We start from the raw sequence: 19,040 nt of genomic DNA, 5'->3' as shown, positions 1-19,040 counted from the left end.
GTTACAGGAGTATTTACAACTGGAGGTGTTACAGGAGTGTTTACAACTGGAGGTGTTACAGGAGTGTTTACAACTGGAGGTGTTACAGGAGTATTTACAACTGGAGGTGTTACAGGAGTGTTTACAACTGGAGGTGTTACAGGATTATTTACAACTGGAGGCGTTACAGGAGTATTTACAACTGGAGTAATACTTTCTTTATCTGTTTTAGGTGGAGTAATTGTCACACCAACATTTGATTCTACATTTCGTACAGGTTGGGTCGATGTACTTTGCTCACTGTGACTACTGGAATTATTACGGTTATTACGCAGGTTGGTGTCTGATTGAACTTCTGAAGTTGTTAATACATTATCAACGTTACCACCTTCTCGAAATAGTGCTGTGTCAACAGTCTCCTCAGTGGTTGGAGATAGTTTAATAAACGATGGGTCTTTGATGGTATCAGAACCTGATATCGGTGATTGTTTTGTTAAAGCTTCTGATGTTTCAGCCCGAACGCTATTGAGCGCTGGGTCACTTACCGCGTTAGGATTTTGTCGGGTTAAATCAAGTCCTCGAACTAAATCACTAGTATCATAAAAAGTCCGCAGGTCAAATTCATATAGTCCCTGAAATTTACCCTTAACAACAACCATCATCTGCCCAGCAGAAATAACTTGGCTGTTAGAACCATCTTTGTTGAAAACTTCAATCCCACTGTTAGTCAAGGCGCCAATAACTGTAGTATCTGTAACTTTATCGTAACGCACAAACAATGCCGAGCCGCGAATTGCAGCAGCAGCATTTGGCGTTCTGATATTTGTTTGCCCTTGCCGAGGTGGAATCAATAATAGTACAGTTCCGCGATTGAGGGTAAAATTTCGAGTTTGTGGCAAAAACTGAAATACGGCTTGTTCACCAACTCGTGCCATAGAACCGTCGTTGAAACGCAAATCAGCTAGTGATAATCTTCCTGTTGACAACCCATCCCCAGGTATCATTGAATCCGAACGCTGCGCCCTTCGCCTTGGCTGACGTTGTGGCATTAATTGCACTAAGTTACGTAAGTCTTGGATTACAGCTTTAGTTAAGGGTGTCTGTGCATTAGCTGGATTTGATACAGGCAGTATTGCTACTCCTGACAAACTAATTACCAGAAGTGGCAACAAATTGCGAATTTTTTGTTGCAGTTCGTCGATTCTACTCATACTTAACTAGGTAAAAGGGGTTCAAGAGGTCACTCTTCAGGTCTGTTGTATCAGACCTTAGATATGTTACAACGAGTTTACTTAAGTATTTTTGCTGAAACTTTATCAAATCTTAAAGATAAAAAATATTTCAGCGTACTATAAATGATTTACTAAATTATCTACAAAACCTACTGAACAGTCGCGCTGACAATATACTTAATGTATTTTGTTACTTCTGATAGGTAGAACACACGTGTGCATATCATATCACTAACCAATACTTAAGTATATACTTAGGTACAAGTATTCAAAACCCTGATGTTAGCCGCACGTTACATCCTTAAGATAATTGAAATATCTAAAAGAATTCCTTACTCTAACTTTCCTCAACCACGCCACGAAAGATGCAACTGAATCAACCTAAGAATTTTTTTTTACCGTGGATTTTGCTGGCTTGCAGTATAACTTCTCTGTATATACAGAAAGTAGAGGCAACAATAGTTACAAATCTTTCTCAATCGGAAAGAAAATCCCTGAATGTATCAAATATACCATACTTTAGTGTTAAAGGAGTAAATTCACACAAGCTTACCCAGACTACACAGGTGTCAACTAGGTTCCCTGATGCTATAACTGCTTCACCAATATTGATACAACTGGCGCCTGACGATGATTTAACCAAGTCGCTAGAAATAGTTCAAGCCACTCCGGAAAACAGAGAAAATCCTAAACCTCAAAAGCCACAAGAACCTCCACAGGTTGAAGCACAACCAAATGAACCAGCACAACCAACTCCAACGCAAATCGAGCAGCGCTTAGAAAAACCTGATACCGATTATAGTAAAAGGCTAGAAAGGCTTTTACGTCTTCTCGACAAAACCAAACAACCAGCAAATAGTACTAATAGAGAACTAGGAAGCATTATTATAAGACCCCGAACATCAGAAATTGGTACAATCATTGCTAAACCAAGGCAAATTGAACAACCACCCCTTCCAACTAGACCACCTACATCTCAACCTGCAACAAAAACCCCAGTTCCAGCATCTGAACCTATTGCTTATCTACTCGGACGAGTCAGTTACTTCCAAACCAACAATCTTTTCGCCTCCAAAGTAGACCCAATTGAAGACGGATTAATATATTCTGGTATAACACTTGCTAGTGCGCCTTTAAAGTTAAGCTCAAAAACATTCCTAAATGGTTCAGTCGATGCAAATATTATTCGTTACATCAATCAATCTGAATTTAATTACAACCAAATTCGGTTCAATGTAGACTTATATCACCAACTTACTCGTCGCATGTATGGCGAAATCGGTTGGAGCAACCAACAGTTATTTTATGCCAAAAACAGTAGTCGTTTTGGATTTGCATCTGGCGACCGTTTCTTCAATGAAAACTCATTTCACCTATCCCTAGGACGTAGAGACTCTTTAACAAAAAAATTGATGCTCGATAGTTTTTACGATTTGCGCTGGAGTATAGCTGAAGTACCTCTCAAACGTGACCGTATTACAAACTCATTATGGCTGTCGTTGAGTTATTACTTACAGGAATCATTAAATGTCGGTTTGGATTATCAATTTACTATCTCCGACTTTACCCAGCGCAGTCGCGAAGACTTATATCATCGATTATTTACTCATCTCAACTACAAAGCTACTGATACTAGCAGCATTAGTTTCCAAGGAGGAGTTACTCTGGGTAATTCCACTGAAACTAACATTAATTTTGATGGTTGGTTTTTTAGTATAAATTACAATTGGGAAATCGGTAGATTCTAAGTCCAATTATGGTTTAATTAGTAACTAATCCAATCGCTCCAACTACCAGCATAAAGCTTACAGTTTTGAAAACCCGCTAGTTCTAATGAGAGTAAATTGACACATGCAGTAACACCTGAACCACAATAAACAATGATTTCTTGGCTGTCTGATAACGATGATAAAATATTTTGCCATCTAGCTTTTTGATCTTCAATGCAACACAAATAGCCCGAACTTTTGGTAACAGATTGCCAAGGATAATTTACAGCACCCTCAATATGTCCAGCAACTTTATCAATAGGTTCTCGAATACCTAAGTAGCGTTCTTCCTCGCGCGAGTCTATTAACACCACACCTGGTAGATCTTTACGATTCTTAACTTCGTTGATATCTACAACCATAGTTCGTTGGATAGATAGTTGGAAGTTTTCGGTAAAAGCGGTCTCAATAGGTTGCCTAACTTCATTTGTAACAGGATGTAGCAGTGATAACCATCCAGCAAAACCTCCATCTAAAACCGCGACTCTTTGATGTCCCATGTAGCGTAATAACCACCATAAGCGCGCGGCAAACGCAAGTCGCGAATCATCGTATGCTACAACTAGTGTTTGACTGCGAACACCCATTTTTGATAACGATTGAGCTAGCTTAGATAAGTCAGGTAAAGGATGTCTTCCTCCATGCTCACTAACTGGACTGGAAAGATCTTCGTTCAAATCAAGATAATATGCATTTTTAATATGGCTAATTTGGTACTGTTGCTTTCCTAACTGTGCATCAGCAAGCGAAAACCGACAATCAACAATCACTACCTCCTCATCATCAAGATGCTCAACTAACCATTGCCCCGAAACTACATTCATACTTATACTCCCATATCCCTATGTCTCAAGAGGAATTTATACCACAGTCAACAGCCGATGGAACGTACACTTTTTTTTCTCAAGAATTTAAGGAATCGTATCACAGCCACTTCGGCGCCAGACAAGAAAGTTTTCAAAAATTTGTTGTTCCGACACAACTAGCAACCAATTCAGCACAACGAAGAGAAAAATCAGTTATCCGAATTTTAGATATTTGCTACGGACTTGGATATAACACTGCTGCTGCGCTACAAACTATTTGGAACGTTAATCCTGATTGTAATATCGAAATTATTGGTTTAGAGTTCAATCCAAACGTACCACGTGCCGCACTTAGTCACAATCTGTATGCTGACTGGAATTTTGAGTACATTGATATTTTGACGACACTCGCGAATACGTGTCACGTACAAAACAATAATTTCAGCGCAAAATTACTGATTGGTGATGCAAGAAATACAATCAAACAGGTTATGGAGTCAGGGTTTGAAGCTTCGGCAATTTTCCTTGACCCCTTTTCTCCTCCGCAATGTCCACAATTGTGGACAATTGAATTTATTACTCTTGTTTCCAGGTGTCTACACACGGAGGGATTACTTGCTACATACTCTTGTTCCGCAGCAGTTCGGACAGCGTTGTTAACATCAGGTTTGGTTATTGCTTCAACTCCTCCTATTGGCAGAAAAACACCGGGTACTGTTGCAACACATCCTGCCTCTAAACAATTACTGACACAATACTCACCCCTCTCAATCCCCGAACTCGAACATTTACATACACGCGCGGCAATTCCGTACCGTGATCCCCTACTTTGCGATACTGCCCAAGTCATACTCGAACGGCGCCAACTAGAACAACATCATAGCAACCTTGAACCTACTTCTCGTTGGCGAAAACGCTGGTCAACCGCAAATTCTCTTAATTCAATGTTAAATTAGTATTAATTTATACAAAAAACCTGTGAGAAGAAAATATAGTATGTAAAAAGTCTTTGTGATCAAAATCACTTTGAATAGCGGTTTTTATCACTGCAATAAGTAACTTTACAAGAGTTTGATAATTTCTAATAAGTTTTTATGGGAAAATACATAATTTGTTTACAAAGTGTTCATCAAGAAATAAAAATATAATATTATGGTTAGACCCGAAACATAAATTTAGTAAGAGTTAGACTGATTTTGCACATCTATGTTCATAAATCTCCGTATAAAACCTGATTTAAGATTCGTCCAAATTGCCCATACTAGAAAGGTAGGTAGGGAATTTTGACAACAATTTTCCCAAGCACCTTGAAAGATAAAAACCTTAATGCTTTACAATTGGCAATAAATTAAGTTTGCGTTGTGTAGCAGTTCCGTAAAATTGGTGAGAATTTTGAGGTGAAGGAGTGCAAACCCGATGTCATCTCTATTTGGTGACTGAAAAATAACCGACAAATTCTTACCAGACATGTAGGATTACTGCCGATACGTAAAATTAAGTCAATGCAAGCACTCTGTTGCATATAAATTAAATTCAAATTGTTTTTTTAAGAATTGGAGCGCCTCTGTGGTTTTGAAATCCAATTATACAGGTTCTACCGAAAAAGTTAGCAGTAGTTCAAACCCCTCAAGTAATACTTGGGGCATAAGTTCAGATCAAGCTGTAGAATTGCAAAAAGCACAAGCGAATTCTTTTGGTTTATCAAAACAAGACTATATGCTTGAAAATGTTGAAGCCATATCATCTTGGACAAGCCAGAAAACTAGTTCTGGCTATAAATCATTGGTTTCAAGAACGCAGCAAGCCGAATCACAAGTGGAAATTTTTGATGGTGATACACCCAAAGTGTTAGTCGTTGACGATCATGCAGCCAGTCGGATGACATCTGTAGCTTTGCTGGCTATGGAAGGTTATGAAATTATTGAAGCCGATAGTGGGTATGGTGCTATTGAACTAGTAACTCATTCCTCGCCCGACTTGATACTGCTTGATGTGATGATGCCAGGAATGGACGGGTTTGAAGTTTGTCAGCGAATCAAGCAAAACGAGCAAACTCGATTAATCCCGATCATTTTTATCACAGCCTTGAACGATAGACATTCTCGTATTCGCGGTATCGAGGTTGGAGCTGATGATTTTTTAACCAAACCGTTTGACCGTTTAGAATTAGCAGCGCGCGTGAAGTCACTAGTGCGGCAAAAGCGGTTGAATGAAGACCTTGACCATGCCGAAAAAGTATTATTTTCGATAGCACGGGCAATCGAAAGTCGCGACCCGAATACTGGCAACCACTGCGAACGCTTGATACAGTTGGGTAAGTCATTTGGTGAATATCTAAAGCTCTCACGTAATCAAATTCGTGATTTGATGTGGGGAGGTTATTTGCATGATATTGGTAAAGTTGGTATCCCCGATTATATATTGCTAAAATGCGGTAAGTTAACGAGTGAAGAGTGGGATATAATGCGTCAGCACGTCATTATTGGGGAACGAATTTGTCAACCATTACGTAGCACCCGTGGCGTACTACCAATTATTAGGCACCATCACGAGCGCTGGGACGGTTCAGGGTATCCAGACGGACTTAAAGGTGACAAAATACCTAAATTGGCGCAAATTTTCCAAATTGTTGATATTTATGATGCTCTAACAAGTGAACGTCCTTATAAGAAAGCTTATACTCCAGAAGAAGCACTCTCTACAATGAGAGAAGAAACTGCCAAAGGGTGGCGTAATCCAGAATTGATGGATAAGTTTACTGACTTTATTCGCTCAAGCGCAAGCTTCTCAAGCTCACTAACTTAACTTTTTTCAGTAGCGAAACTTAAATGTAAGCGGTTAGCATTTCGATTCTGGATGATTAGCTGGTATTATTTGAGCCTGAACTCCCAAGCAAAGAAGCCTCCTTAAGAGGGCGCCAACTTCAAACAGTGCGGAGTATCTCTGGTAAAAATAACGCAATTCACACATGCAGTATCGCTAATTATGGTAGTAGTAGCAATTCTGGCTGCGGGACGCGGCACAAGGATGAAATCGAGTCTGCCCAAGGTTTTACATAAATTAGGTGGACTATCGCTGGTCGAGCGAGTCCTTTATAGTGTTGAGCCGACGCAACCATTTAGGCGGATGATAATTGTTGGGTATCAAGCCCAAGAGGTTAAAACTGCGATGCAGTCAATACCTAATTTAGAGTTTGTTGAACAAACCACACAGTTGGGAACAGGACATGCCATTCAACAACTACTACCGCATCTAGAGGGTTATGAGGGTGATTTATTAATTTTGAATGGTGATGTACCCTTGCTGCGCCCAGAAACTATAAAAAATCTCCTACAAACCCATCAAGAGAATCAAAACGCTGCTACAATACTAGCTGCTCACTTGCCCGACCCCAAAGGTTACGGGCGTGTTTTTTGTAATAGTCAAAACTTTGTGCAGCAAATTGTAGAGGACAAAGATTGTACTGCTGCTCAAAGACAAAATAGTCGCATCAATGCTGGAATATACTGTTTCCGCTGGCAGGACTTAGCGCTTGTACTACCTCACTTACAAGCAAACAACGCTCAGAAAGAGTATTATCTTACGGACGCGGTTACACAAGTTTCACCAGTAATGGCAGTAGATGTTGAAGATTACCAAGAAATTCTGGGTATCAACGACCGACTTCAGTTAGCAGGCGCCTACGAAATTTTGCAAAACCGCATAAAAAATCAATGGATGGCAGCAGGTGTAACTATAATTGACCCATCGAGCGTCACAATTGATGAGACAGTACAGCTACACCCAGATGTAATTATCGAGCCGCAAACCCACCTACGAGGTTCTACTGTAATTCATACAGGCTGTAGGATAGGGCCGGGAAGTTTGATCGAAAACAGTAAAATTGGTGAAAACGTCACAGTACAGTTTTCTGTAATTATAGATAGCAGTGTTTCAAATACTGTTCGTATAGGTCCCTACGCCCACTTACGTGGTCATGTTGAAGTTAGTGAAGGGTGCCGTATTGGAAACTTTGTAGAATTGAAAAACACCAAGTTAGGTACAAAAACGAACGTCGCTCATCTTTCATACTTAGGTGACACAACAACTGGTAATAAAGTAAATATCGGTGCCGGCACAATAACAGCGAACTACGACGGTTATAAAAAACATCCAACCAAAATAGGCGATAACACAAAAACAGGTTCCAATAGCGTTTTAGTGGCGCCGCTCAACCTTGGCTCAGACGTTTACATTGCGGCAGGTTCAACAGTCGCGACTGATATCCCCGACGACTGTTTAGTTATTGCTCGTCCACAACCAGTTATCAAACCAGGCTGGGTATCAAAAAAACGAGAACAAAATACGTAGGGTGTGTGACGCTACCAAAAATCCTGAAACGAAGCGAATAAACTGGTAGCGTCACGCACCTTAATTTCCGCTTACAGGTTTAAAAAAGGTGCGTGAAGGCTACTGGATGCTAGCTTCGTTTCGTAATTGTTAGTAGCCTTCACGCACCCTACGCAACTCCAACTTGTGGTTCGTCAGGAAGTTCTAGAGTATCGTTCATCTTTTCGCCATCGTGATAAGCTGCCAGTAAGACTTCGCTGGTTTTTCCCCATGCAATTGTTCCTTTGGCATCAACCGCAATGGCGCCAAAATCACGCTCATTTATTGTTGCTTCGTTAAATGAACGCTGCATCGCTTCAAATAAAGACATTCCATCTGTCACCCGCACTACTATACGTGGCGCCAAGCACTCATCAAGAATATGCTCCCCAATACCTGTACAGCTAACACCCGCATACTTAGTAGCATAATTCCCAGCCGGCATAGCAGAATCACTAACACGCCCAATACGTTCAAACCCTTTTCCACCAGTAGAAGTACCAGCGGCAATTCTTCCATGAGTGTCAAAAGCAACAACGCCAATTGTGCCTCTACCAGCACTACTTTCAACTAGTTCTTTTTCAGCTACTACCCCTGCCATTGTCTTTTTAAAATTATCCTGGCGTTCTTGTAGCCATTCAGAGAGACGTAAATCTGTAAGCGGATTATAACTGGGTATCTGTAGCTCTCGCGTTAACTCACTGGCGCCAAAATCTGATAGCACTCGGTCGGCAGACGACTGGAGAAATTGCGCTAAATTAATTGGATTCTGAATACGTGTAACATTAATTACGCCACTAAAACTTTGAGATGCGCCATCCATTAAAGAAGCACTCATCCGAATTTGTCCATCAGATTGTAGTACAGAACCAGTACCAGCATTAAAACGTGGATCATCTTCTAACAAATGGCAACCATGTACTACTGCTTCCATCGCTGTGGCGCCGGACACAAGTAAGGCGTAAACTTCTTCTAATACTTTATATAGCGATTGGCGTACTATTTCAACACCACCTTTACCTTTGAGTGAACTACCTGCCCCACCATGAATAATTAATTTAGGTCGCACCTGTGTAACTCCGTATATTTAGTCATGAATCTTCAGTTGTAGCTTGGGAACGCCGACGGCGGCACCTTTCAGAGCAATATTTTACTTCGTCCCAGTTTTTTTCCCATTTTTTGCGCCATGTAAAGGGAAGTCCACAAACCGGGCAGATTTTCGTTGGCAGATCAGACTTTGAGCGCGTGCGTGCCATAAATGCTGTACAAAATATCTTGAGTTTAAGTTCTGTCAAGTGTGGAATTATATTATATCCTCATTCGCTCTTTTGCTTTAACTTAAAATCCACCACTATCTGTGCTTTTGTGCTAACTTTTAAATAAAAAAATTATTAATGAACTTAATGTTAGTGGATATTTCGCTCCTGTAATTTATTTAACAGCTAGTGCTAGCAGCAAGCGACTGACAACACGACCATCAGGTAATTGGTAAAAGTTTAGCTCTCCTCCCATTCGTCTAATTAAGTTTTGACAGATAAGTAAGTGTAAACCTGGTGGATAGTCTATAGAGGATGATGCAAGCACATCTTTTGAACTATTTTGATATAGTTCTGCAAGCAACTGCGCTTCCATAATACCATTATCAGTAATCGAAAGTTCTAATAAATCCTCTTCGAGGCACCGACACCAAAAGTCTATTCTTCCTCCAGGTACAGAACGCTCTACTGCTGCTAATAATATTTCATTTATTATTAATTCAATCTTCGCTATATCCCCAACAATAATTAACGAGTATTGCGATAAGTTTGAGTTTATCTTTTCTGTAGAGACGTGATGAATTACGTCTCTACTAGTATTCTCTACAGTATTTTTTCCTAAACCATGTACTCCTACCCATAATGTTTTCTCTTTAAGGGGTTTATCAACTCGTTCGAGCGCGCGTTTGAGTAAGCTGGCAATAGGCATTTTTTCAGATGCTATGTGTAACTGCCACTGTTCTTCTCTCAGTAGACCAGTTACTGATAAATAAGTACTTTCCAACTGACGTAGCATTTGTTGATAACGTACTTGTGTAAATTCGTTATTTGGAACTCCTAATGCTTTAATTTGATTAATTATAGAGGTAGTAGCCCGCTGATTATCCTCAAATCTTCGGTGTTTATACCAATTAATTTGTTCTAATTGTTGCTTTGATTTGAGTAGTGCTTGTCCAACCTGACGAAAACGTCGCGACCAAGCAAGTTGACTAGTTAGCATTTCTGCCGCATTTAAGCTTTGTTCAGCCCAGCGACGCGCGATACTATCCCCTATCACCACTACACCGGTTGCCTCATAATCAGGGCTAGTGCGTAATACCATTAATAAAAGTTGACCGATACCCGAACCATATAGCCATTTACGTGTGTGTAAAGGCAAGTCTTCGATTTTAACAAACATTGTTTTTTCACTACCTAACGCCCACTGTATCAAAGCTTCAGTTTGTATTGACACTATAGCTTCGGTGTTAACGGCAAACTCATCTTCAGTAGTGAAACCAGGTATAATTTCAGCATATTGTCCCCCAGGTGTCCAAGATAGCATCAAGACTAAAGGGCAGTTAAGAACAGAGGCAATTTGACGCAAAGAGATAATTTCCAAATTATTATTACTACCTGGTTCCGTATCGGCGCCTTGGGCTTCTTGCAGAATACCTAACGATTCTTGAAAGCTTTGCATTATTTTAGAATTCTGCTCAACATTGAAATATAACTGCCATTGCCGAGTAATCACACCTACCTGCTGACCAACAATTTGAACTAATTCCCTTTCCCGTGCTGTCCAAGCTCTGTAATGTGCGTGTGTAATCAACATTAATGATTCTGGTGCATTCCCAACCTGACAGTTAGCTACAATTAAAGAGCGAACTCCAACTTCGAGTAAACAAGAACGCCAGTTAAAAAACCGTAAATCTTCTTCTAAGTTTTCAATTGCAATAGCTTCTTCTGAACGCTGTAAAAGTAACCAGTCTACCTCACGCAAACCTTCAAACTTAAAGTTGAATGGGCGCCGATTTGACGATTGAGTTTGAAACAGAATTTCGTACTTACTATGGTCATGATTGTAGTACAGTAATACAAATCGCATGGCGCCGAGTCGTTCTATGATTTTTTTGGCGCAGTTGCTCAAGGTTTGTTCAAAATCATGTTCGCTATATATCCCTTTGGCAACTTCGCTGGTCAGCTTAGCATCACCTCGAATTTGCTCGATTGTATTTTCCATTTCTTCGGCAGGTGCAACAAGCGAAACTAAACCAGCTGCACCTTGAACAAAGCTTTTATCAGTTTCTTTCCAAATGCGTGCTTCTGATGCTTCGATTGCTAAAAAACCAAGTAAATCCTTTTGCCAAATAATCGGCGCCGCAAGTAAAGACCGAACGTGTAAGCGCTGCATCAACTGGGCAGTAAAATGACTTTTGAGTGAACTGCGTCCTTCCCCGATTACAACAATTTCATTCATTGCCAAAGCATAGTAGAAGTCGCTCAACTCCTCAACCGTTATGGAATCAGCAGCAGTTCGATTGTTCTCAAACTGGTTTTTATCAAACTGATTTTTATCAAGCTTTTGTGTATTGCCATTCGAGTAACTGCTAAAACGGCGCCAAAAATACCGACCTTCGCGTTCATACCAGTAGATGTGAGTACGAGTTGGCGCCGTGAATTCATGTACAGCCTTAACTACAGCTTCTATACGCTGCATTAAGTTATGAGATGATTGTATTTTTTGTAACAAGTTTAGTAAAGGTTCTTCAAGACGCTTAGTATGCTTTTGCTGCCAATCAAGCTCATACTGATGTAGTGCAGCAGCTAATTCCCCCAATACCATCATCAATCTTGCTTTAGCATCGCTAGGCAAAAGATATCCCCAACGAGTTGAACCAAGTAAAAGTAAACCTAAACAGCGGTCTTTATAACGAATTGGCAGAATGATAGTACCTTGTATTTTATGCTTTTTAGCTAATTCTTGCCATCCTCCAGTACGCGCTTCTGCCTGCAAATCCGCAACGCCTACTGGACGTTGTTCAATAACTACCTGTTCTAATAAATCTCCAGGGCTTAGAACAAATCGCTGATTTAAATAACTATTATCATTCCCAGGCGCCAAACCTCCCTTACCAATCAAAATATGATTTAAGCGGTCATAAAGCGCCACCCATACCAAGTTATAGTCAAATTGTTCTTTGACAAAAGTAATAATAGTTTGAATAAGAACATCAATATTATCCTCTTCCCGGAGGCTCTGTAGGACACGCCCCAAAGAGATAATATGTTGTTCAGCGCCGATTGGTCGTTGTGGCTGCCCCATAGAAGCGGTCGTTTCGTAAAAAATAATATAGCTGGTTTGTACTTAAGATGCCCAAATACTTCCAAGACCTATCAAAATCTTGTGGAACAGGCATCCTGCCTGTCCCACTAACCCCCCACCAACAATGAACGACATATACCAACTAACAATTCGCCCAATATTATTTAACTCAGTAAAAGCTGACCCCGAAAAACTGCACTCTACAACGATTCGCAGCTTAAACTGGTTAAGCGACATTTGTTACAGTCCATCTTACAGTTGGGTAAACAAACGCTTACAGCAGACTTTTTGTCTATTCGATAAACGTTTAGAGCAAAACTTATTTGGATTGCATTTTCCTAACCCAGTAGGTTTAGCAGCTGGCTTCGACAAAGACGGTGTAGCTGCACCGATATGGGGAAGCTTAGGATTTGGGTTTGCCGAATTAGGAACAGTTACATTTCATCCTCAACCTGGAAACCCACAACCAAGGCTTTTTCGTTTACCTGAAGATAATGCAGCGCTTAACCGAATGGGTTTTAATAATTTAGGCGCCGCTGATATGGCAAGGAGATTAACACAGATACGTAATAACTTAACCTTACCCATACCCATTGGTGTTAATCTGGGCAAATCAAAAATTACGCCCCTTGAAACTGCTGCTCAAGATTACCGGGATAGTTTCCGCTTACTCAAAAATTGCGGTGATTATTTTGTTGTTAACGTTTCTTCACCTAATACACCAGGTTTACGCGCGCTTCAAGATGCTGCAATGCTTTCTTCTATCCTTGAAGCTTTAGGAAACGAAAACACTGTACAAAAACCAATATTTGTCAAGATAGCGCCAGATTTAGAATGGGAAGCAATATCAGACATTATAGAGCTAGCATTCAAGTACAAACTAGCGGGAATCATAGCCACGAATACAACAATTCGTCGCGATAACTTAAAAACACAGCTAATAGCAAAAACTGGAAAATCTCCTCAAGAAGAAGCGGGTGGAATTAGTGGGGCGCCTGTACGTGACCGTGCAACTGAAATAATTCGTTACATTTACAAGCATTCTCAAGGGCAAATACCAATTATTGGCGTTGGTGGTATATTCACCGCAGCTGATGCATGGGAAAAAATCACAGCAGGCGCCTGTTTAGTTCAAATTTACACAGGTTGGATATACGAGGGTCCTTGGATGATACGCCGCATTCTTGAAGGTTTGCTTGTTTTACTGGAAGAAAGAGGATTGACTTCGATAAGTGAAGCAGTAGGAAAGGGGTTAGTTAATTAATTTTTTTGTCCCCTTTCCACTCCGCTTATTTCTCAATTGGGAAAAACTCCCTAGCTTTGCGGTCATACCTCCATGCAATACCGTCAGGGTCACGGTTACGACTCCATTCTGGAAAATCTGGGTCATCACGCCGTTTGAAGACAGTACTGGAGTATACACTTAACCTTTTCGCAAGTTCTGATTGAATCAATGAACCAAACACTAGCTGAAGAGCTAATGTTTTAGTTCCTTCATCAACGTGTTGCGGTTCTTCTTTAACTTCAGCTTGTAGCAATTCAGCTTTCGGTAATTCCGCGTGCTTAACTTCTGCTTGTTGTACTTCAGTATCGTTTTTCTCTGTTTGAGGTACTTCAGCTTGTATTAATTCAGCTTCTTTTACTTGAGGTGTTGCTTTCGATGTTTCTTCAAGTGCTACTGACGAAGGTTGTTTTTCCTCAAATACCAACGGCATTGTTGTTGGCGCCGCTAAAAGAGGCATAGCAGTTGTCGAACTTTTTCTTGGCTCTTGCCTAACAGGTTCACTACTATCAAATATGTTGCCAAGAATATTGGCAGTCATAAAATAGTACACTTGTTTACCATCGTTAGTATTAAGAACACTGGCGCCGAATTCAGAAGCTTTGGTATCGAGAAAGCGTTTAGCCTTATCTCCAGAAAAGTTACCCCGAATGGCTAAATCCATTGGGGTTATACTACCCTGGTTCTGCTGAATTAGCTGATGGAACATTGGATTAACTCCCTGGCACCACTTATCCCATTGATAGCGTTGCCAAAGATTAATAGCCGTTATCAGTAAAATTAGCCCTAGCCAAAGGCGCCAGGTCGAAACCAGGAAAACAACCAGAAAAGAGATAGGCAAAAGCAAAACGAGAAAACCCTTCCCGTAGCTTTCGATTGTTTTGTCACTCATGCCGATTATTACCCAGTAATTGTTTTGCATGTTGGGAAATAATATCATCTTGGCAAAAAGTGCGATACACGTCTGTATCCAAGGTAGTTTGAAGGGAAAATTTTCCATTCAGATTTCAACCAAAGCTACATTTTTGCCAAAAGATAAACATGGCAAAATTATAGGCAAAAATGGAAAAAAAATCTTTACTTGTATTTAATACTACATAAATCCACTTAATTTTATTTTATTTGACTTTTGTACTGCTTTCCGTACTCTTTTATATACATTTTCTGTAATTTCCAAGTATATATTAGTACATACGTTCAAAGTGTATTGATTCCTGTAGAATCTTTAAAGGTTATCTACTATTAATTGAGATCACATGGAGCCAACAGAAGCTCAATATCTTGTACTGAATGCCCTTGAAACATTGGAGTTACTAGAGGGTATGCTTTATGATGAAGAGAGAGGATTTTATCTTATTAGTACTCTTAGTTCTATTTTACCAATAGCACTTGTTCTACAAGATGGGGAAATAATTCCAACTTCGTGGGCATCGGACATATGAAAGAACCAACACAAAAGCAGAAGCAACAATATCAAAGATTAAATGAACTTTTTGCCCAAGCCCGCTCCCGATATTTAGAAGCAGGTGGTGATCCACGGCGCCCGGTTGACAACAGTTACTTAACAGAGGAAGAAAGGAAAGAAGCACTTGAACTAGGAGCGCAAATTTTCGGCGTTGAAGTAAAAGACAGCTACGTTCATTGTCAAGGACGTTCTTGGAAGCTAAATGAAAAACCCGTAGGTTAGGCGTCCCGCCTGACCGACTCATATTTTTTGGCTATTTACTGGTCTGTATCATTAATTTTGGGTTGTAGCACGGGCGTCCCCCCTGTGCAGTGACATATATATTTTTACGTGTCATTAGTTCTGGTCGGCTCACGGCGTCTCGCCTGACCGGACGCACAGGCGGGACGCCTATGCTACAACAACCCAAATTTTATGACACGGACTACTACTGATTCGTGTCAATAGTTTTGATGAGTGTAAAAAACGAACCGCAAAGTACGCAAAGCGCGCAAAGGAAGAATTAAGAAGCGATAACACACCAAAACTATTGATACAAAACTAACAAAATTATGTGCGATACCAAGTGATTTTCCTAGAGGATATATTTGTATGAAACTTATCCTCTAGGAACTGGCGCCGTAGTTAGCGATTTTCCTAGAGGATATTTTATATAAAACTTATCTTGTGTGACTTACTAGTATTTTTTTACCACATAAACACAGAGGAAAGAGATTTAAGATTGGCGCCAATTCTGTATTTATCGGCACCTCCAAACTGGCAAATAAATCTTTTCACATTGCTATTGACATTGTGTAATACAGATACTACATTAAGATTACAGAGCGAAAAACAGATTTCGTTGTTTGTATCTGTAAATTAAATAACTTATGTGGCGGGTAGCTCAGTTAGGTAGAGCGCTTACATCCTTGTTTCCACCTTGTCTGAAAAGAACGATTAATGAGGGTTATCGGCTATTACCCGAGAGGTCGCAGGTTCAAATCCTGCTCCGCTACACTTATTTAATTGCAGTATAAAATTGTGCGGGATTAGCCAAGTGGTAAGGCAGAAGACAAACGCAAGTTTGATCCTTGATTAACACCTTGTCTGAAAAGACCGAATAATTGAGGGTTATCGGGTTCTTCCATTCCGCAGGTTCAAATCCTGCATCCCGCAAAAAATTTATTATTTACGCGGAGGTCGTCTAACGATAAGACGCCCAGAGATTCTTTTTTTCGCAAACTTGCCCGAAAGGGACGTAGAAATTAAGGTTATCGTTTCCAACTGGGTGATGGTGAGTTTAATTCCACCTCTCCGCGCCAAATATATTTTCTATTTAGCTTTGAACTAAACACTCATGGCTATATTTTGCCTGCAAAGGCTGGAGTGTAGTATATGAATTACAACTTTTTTACAAAATCCCATAATAAAGCCACACCCCAAAATCAGCCTATACCTGGACGCGAATCAGAAATGATTCAGGGGCGTAGTGGGGGATATATGTTTGATGCTGGTATCTGGCAAATGCTGCGTCGCTGCTTACTAATAGGTACAGCGCAAAGCACTTACTACGCTGGCAAAAAAGAATTAACAAACGACTTTGCAACAGTATTAAATCAAGCCATCGGCGAAAATCCTCGTCGTGTTGCCGATGAAATTCTTTATGCTAGCGATGGACGCGCGATTAATAACAGCGCTCCTATCTTGGCTTTAGTGCTGCTATCGATGGGTGAAACACCCGAAGCAAAAACAGCATTCATGGAAATTTTCCCACAAGTTGTTCGTACAGGCAGCCACTTTTACGAATGGTTGAGCTATACAAAATCAATGCGCGGTTTTGGTAAAGTGATTCGCGAAGCTGGTAAAAATTGGTTGGGAAAAGAAGATGTTAAAGGTTTAGCGTATCAACTTTTAAAATATCAACAACGTTCAGGTTTTTCTCACCGCGACGCACTCCGCTTATTCCACGTTAAACCCCAAACCGACGACCATAGATTGCTTTACAATTGGGTAGTCAAAGGTTGGCAAGAATTGCCATCTCAAATTCCCAGCAGCGCACTAGCACAAATTTGGTGGTACGAATGGCTAAAACGTAACCCCAGTCAAACCCACGAAGCAATTCAAAAAGGGCGCCTAACACATGAAATGGCGGCGCCTGTTGGAAAAATGGATAAACAAGCATGGCAATTGCTATTTTTGGAAATGCCAGTGGGCGCCATGCTGCGTAACTTAGGTTCATTAACAGAAATAGGTGTACTACGAAGTGACGAACCTACAAACTTAGACCGAGTAGAAGCAGTTCTTAATAACTTAGAACACCTACGCAAAGGTCGTATCCATCCAATTGACGCCCTTAAAGCACTCAAAACCTACCAGTCAGGAGGTGCATTAGGACGCAGTAAAAAAACTTGGCAACCAGTCGCGCGAATTATAGACATACTAGAAAAAACAGTGGAACTATCATTCGATGTTGTCGAACCTACAAACAAAGTCTTCATGCACGCAGTTGACATATCGGGTTCAATGTCTAGCCAAGTTGCCGACATGGGTTTAACTTGCTGCGAAGTTGCCACAACAATGGCACTAGTAACAGCAAAAGCTGAGAAAAACTATGCTATTCGAGGCTTTTCAACCCAATTCATTGATTTACAAATTACTGCCAAAGACAGCTTTAGTTCAGCAGTTCGCAAAGCCAGCAATCTCAACTTTGGTGGAACCGATGCCTCTGTTGCTTATGATTGGATGATTAAAAACAAATTCAAAGCCGATGTAATTTGCTTTTGGACAGACAGTGAAAGCTGGGCAGGAACAAAACACCCCTCCCAAGCACTAGCTGAATATCGCCAAAAAGTAAACCCCAACGTCAAAGCAGTATACGTCACCTTAACACCATACAGAATCACCTTGGTAGACCCAAAAGACCCAATGTCTTGGGATTTAGGTGGCTTCGACCCAAGTATGCCGCGCGTTATTCAAATGCTAGCTAATGGTGATGTGTAATCTAAACGTTTAAAGGCGCCATATAAACCGAGTTTTTAAAAACCCGGTTTTATTTTTTGTTGTTATACAATTGAAATAATCGCATCCCTAAGCATTATATGCCTAGTTATGACTACAACAATTCGCCTTGTCAAACCTGTTGATACCATGCTACTTGAACCTGGTAGCTTTGTTACAATTCCTAATGTTAGCTGGGAAGAATTTGAGGCGATTTTAGAAAAATTGGGAAATAAACGCTCTTCACGGGTTGCTTACTACCAAGGTACATTTGAAATTATGGTTCCATTGCCTGAACACGAAAAACCGAAAGACATTATTTCAGATATCATTAAAATTTTACTGAAATCCACAGGCAGAAGATACGAACCATTTGGCTCAACAACCTTTAAAAAAGAAGGTGCAGCAGGTGTAGAGCCAGACGCTTGCTTTTACATAGAAAACTATCAATTAATGATAGGTCGGCGCCGTATTGAACCGAATGACCCGGCACCAGATTTAGCAATAGAAGCCGATGTTACTTCTAAAACAACAATCGATGCCTACAAAGCAATAAAAGTTCCAGAAGTATGGATTTACAACGGTAAAACTCTAGTTATCCATTTACTTCAAAACAATAATTATATTGAATCAGATACCAGCCCCACGTTTCCAAATATAGCTATAACCCAGATTATTCCTACAATTATAGAACGTAGCTGGCAAATAGGTCATTTCCAAGCCTTAGAAGAATTTGAACAAATAATAGGAATTTAATCAGACTCTTGTGTCTTGTGGAACAGGCATCCCTGCCTGTCCTAACATATGTATTATACGTAAAAC

The 19,040-nt window shown here is 40.3% G+C and carries 15 protein-coding genes and 3 tRNA genes; 12 read left to right on the top strand and 6 right to left on the bottom strand.

Translation table 11 applies throughout. From position 1 onward, the window contains the following. Positions 1-1,190: FecR domain-containing protein (locus AC2JBO_RS07085; RefSeq protein ID WP_496952922.1), on the bottom strand; the 1,190-nt coding region annotated here is incomplete at its 3' end. 587 nt (positions 1,191-1,777) lie between these two features. On the opposite strand from AC2JBO_RS07085, the gene AC2JBO_RS07080 reads away from it, so the two are divergent. Beyond that, positions 1,778-2,959, top strand: coding sequence for a hypothetical protein (locus AC2JBO_RS07080; protein WP_496952921.1), 1,182 nt, complete (start codon positions 1,778-1,780; stop codon positions 2,957-2,959). Positions 2,960-2,976: 17 nt separating this feature from the next. Here the strand turns inward: AC2JBO_RS07080 and AC2JBO_RS07075 are convergent, their stop codons facing one another. After that, entirely contained in the window at positions 2,977-3,804 is an 828-nt protein-coding gene (locus AC2JBO_RS07075) for a sulfurtransferase (RefSeq protein ID WP_496952920.1), read from the bottom strand. Between the two features lie 20 nt (positions 3,805-3,824). Between AC2JBO_RS07075 and AC2JBO_RS07070 the strand changes: the two genes are divergently transcribed. The 3 genes from AC2JBO_RS07070 to glmU all read left to right on the top strand — a co-directional run bounded on the left by AC2JBO_RS07070 (position 3,825) and on the right by glmU (position 8,136). After that, entirely contained in the window at positions 3,825-4,742 is a 918-nt protein-coding gene (locus tag AC2JBO_RS07070; protein ID WP_496952919.1) for a tRNA (5-methylaminomethyl-2-thiouridine)(34)-methyltransferase MnmD, read from the top strand. A 610-nt stretch (positions 4,743-5,352) separates the two neighbouring features. Then, positions 5,353-6,591: an HD-GYP domain-containing protein gene (locus AC2JBO_RS07065; RefSeq protein WP_496952918.1), complete on the top strand. Its 1,239-nt coding sequence runs from the start codon at positions 5,353-5,355 to the stop codon at positions 6,589-6,591. Between the two features lie 180 nt (positions 6,592-6,771). Then, a complete protein-coding gene (gene glmU, locus AC2JBO_RS07060; RefSeq protein WP_496952917.1) occupies positions 6,772-8,136 on the top strand; it encodes a bifunctional UDP-N-acetylglucosamine diphosphorylase/glucosamine-1-phosphate N-acetyltransferase GlmU in 1,365 nt (454 codons plus the stop codon). A gap of 148 nt (positions 8,137-8,284) precedes the next feature. Here the strand turns inward: glmU and AC2JBO_RS07055 are convergent, their stop codons facing one another. The 3 genes from AC2JBO_RS07055 to AC2JBO_RS07045 all read right to left on the bottom strand — a co-directional run bounded on the left by AC2JBO_RS07055 (position 8,285) and on the right by AC2JBO_RS07045 (position 12,495). Next, positions 8,285-9,223, bottom strand: coding sequence for an isoaspartyl peptidase/L-asparaginase (locus AC2JBO_RS07055; RefSeq protein WP_496952916.1), 939 nt, complete (start codon positions 9,221-9,223; stop codon positions 8,285-8,287). Between the two features lie 22 nt (positions 9,224-9,245). Further along, complete coding sequence (locus AC2JBO_RS07050) at positions 9,246-9,410, bottom strand: DUF2256 domain-containing protein (protein ID WP_496952926.1); 165 nt, start codon at positions 9,408-9,410, stop codon at positions 9,246-9,248. A 175-nt stretch (positions 9,411-9,585) separates the two neighbouring features. After that, complete coding sequence (locus AC2JBO_RS07045) at positions 9,586-12,495, bottom strand: sensor histidine kinase (RefSeq protein WP_496952915.1); 2,910 nt, start codon at positions 12,493-12,495, stop codon at positions 9,586-9,588. A 124-nt stretch (positions 12,496-12,619) separates the two neighbouring features. Here AC2JBO_RS07045 and AC2JBO_RS07040 point away from each other — a divergent pair, with 124 nt between their 5' ends. Next, complete coding sequence (locus AC2JBO_RS07040; protein WP_496952914.1) at positions 12,620-13,759, top strand: quinone-dependent dihydroorotate dehydrogenase; 1,140 nt, start codon at positions 12,620-12,622, stop codon at positions 13,757-13,759. Between the two features lie 25 nt (positions 13,760-13,784). Here AC2JBO_RS07040 and AC2JBO_RS07035 read toward each other — a convergent pair whose 3' ends face one another. Next, entirely contained in the window at positions 13,785-14,669 is an 885-nt protein-coding gene (locus tag AC2JBO_RS07035) for a hypothetical protein (RefSeq protein ID WP_496952925.1), read from the bottom strand. 364 nt (positions 14,670-15,033) lie between these two features. Between AC2JBO_RS07035 and AC2JBO_RS07030 the strand changes: the two genes are divergently transcribed. The 7 genes from AC2JBO_RS07030 (at position 15,034) to AC2JBO_RS07000 (ending at position 18,974) form a co-directional block, all read left to right on the top strand. Next, complete coding sequence (locus tag AC2JBO_RS07030; protein ID WP_019491747.1) at positions 15,034-15,219, top strand: hypothetical protein; 186 nt, start codon at positions 15,034-15,036, stop codon at positions 15,217-15,219. Then, complete coding sequence (locus tag AC2JBO_RS07025; protein WP_496952913.1) at positions 15,216-15,464, top strand: hypothetical protein; 249 nt, start codon at positions 15,216-15,218, stop codon at positions 15,462-15,464. Before AC2JBO_RS07030 ends, AC2JBO_RS07025 begins: the two co-directional genes overlap by 4 nt. A 649-nt stretch (positions 15,465-16,113) precedes the next feature. Beyond that, positions 16,114-16,238, top strand: a tRNA-OTHER gene (locus tag AC2JBO_RS07020). 26 nt (positions 16,239-16,264) lie between these two features. Then, positions 16,265-16,397 (top strand) — tRNA-OTHER (locus AC2JBO_RS07015). Positions 16,398-16,414: 17 nt separating this feature from the next. Then, positions 16,415-16,543, top strand: a tRNA-OTHER gene (locus AC2JBO_RS07010). Positions 16,544-16,616: 73 nt separating this feature from the next. Next, complete coding sequence (locus tag AC2JBO_RS07005; protein WP_496952912.1) at positions 16,617-18,221, top strand: TROVE domain-containing protein; 1,605 nt, start codon at positions 16,617-16,619, stop codon at positions 18,219-18,221. 108 nt (positions 18,222-18,329) lie between these two features. Next, positions 18,330-18,974 (top strand): Uma2 family endonuclease, encoded by a 645-nt coding sequence (locus AC2JBO_RS07000; RefSeq protein ID WP_496952911.1) that lies wholly within the window; start codon positions 18,330-18,332, stop codon positions 18,972-18,974. Positions 18,975-19,040 lie beyond the last annotated feature (66 nt).

The sequence above is a fragment of the Calothrix sp. CBUCES-K 9914 genome (genome assembly GCF_059640475.1).
Note: the sequence above shows the minus strand (reverse complement) of the source record. Positions and strands in the feature narration are given on the sequence as shown.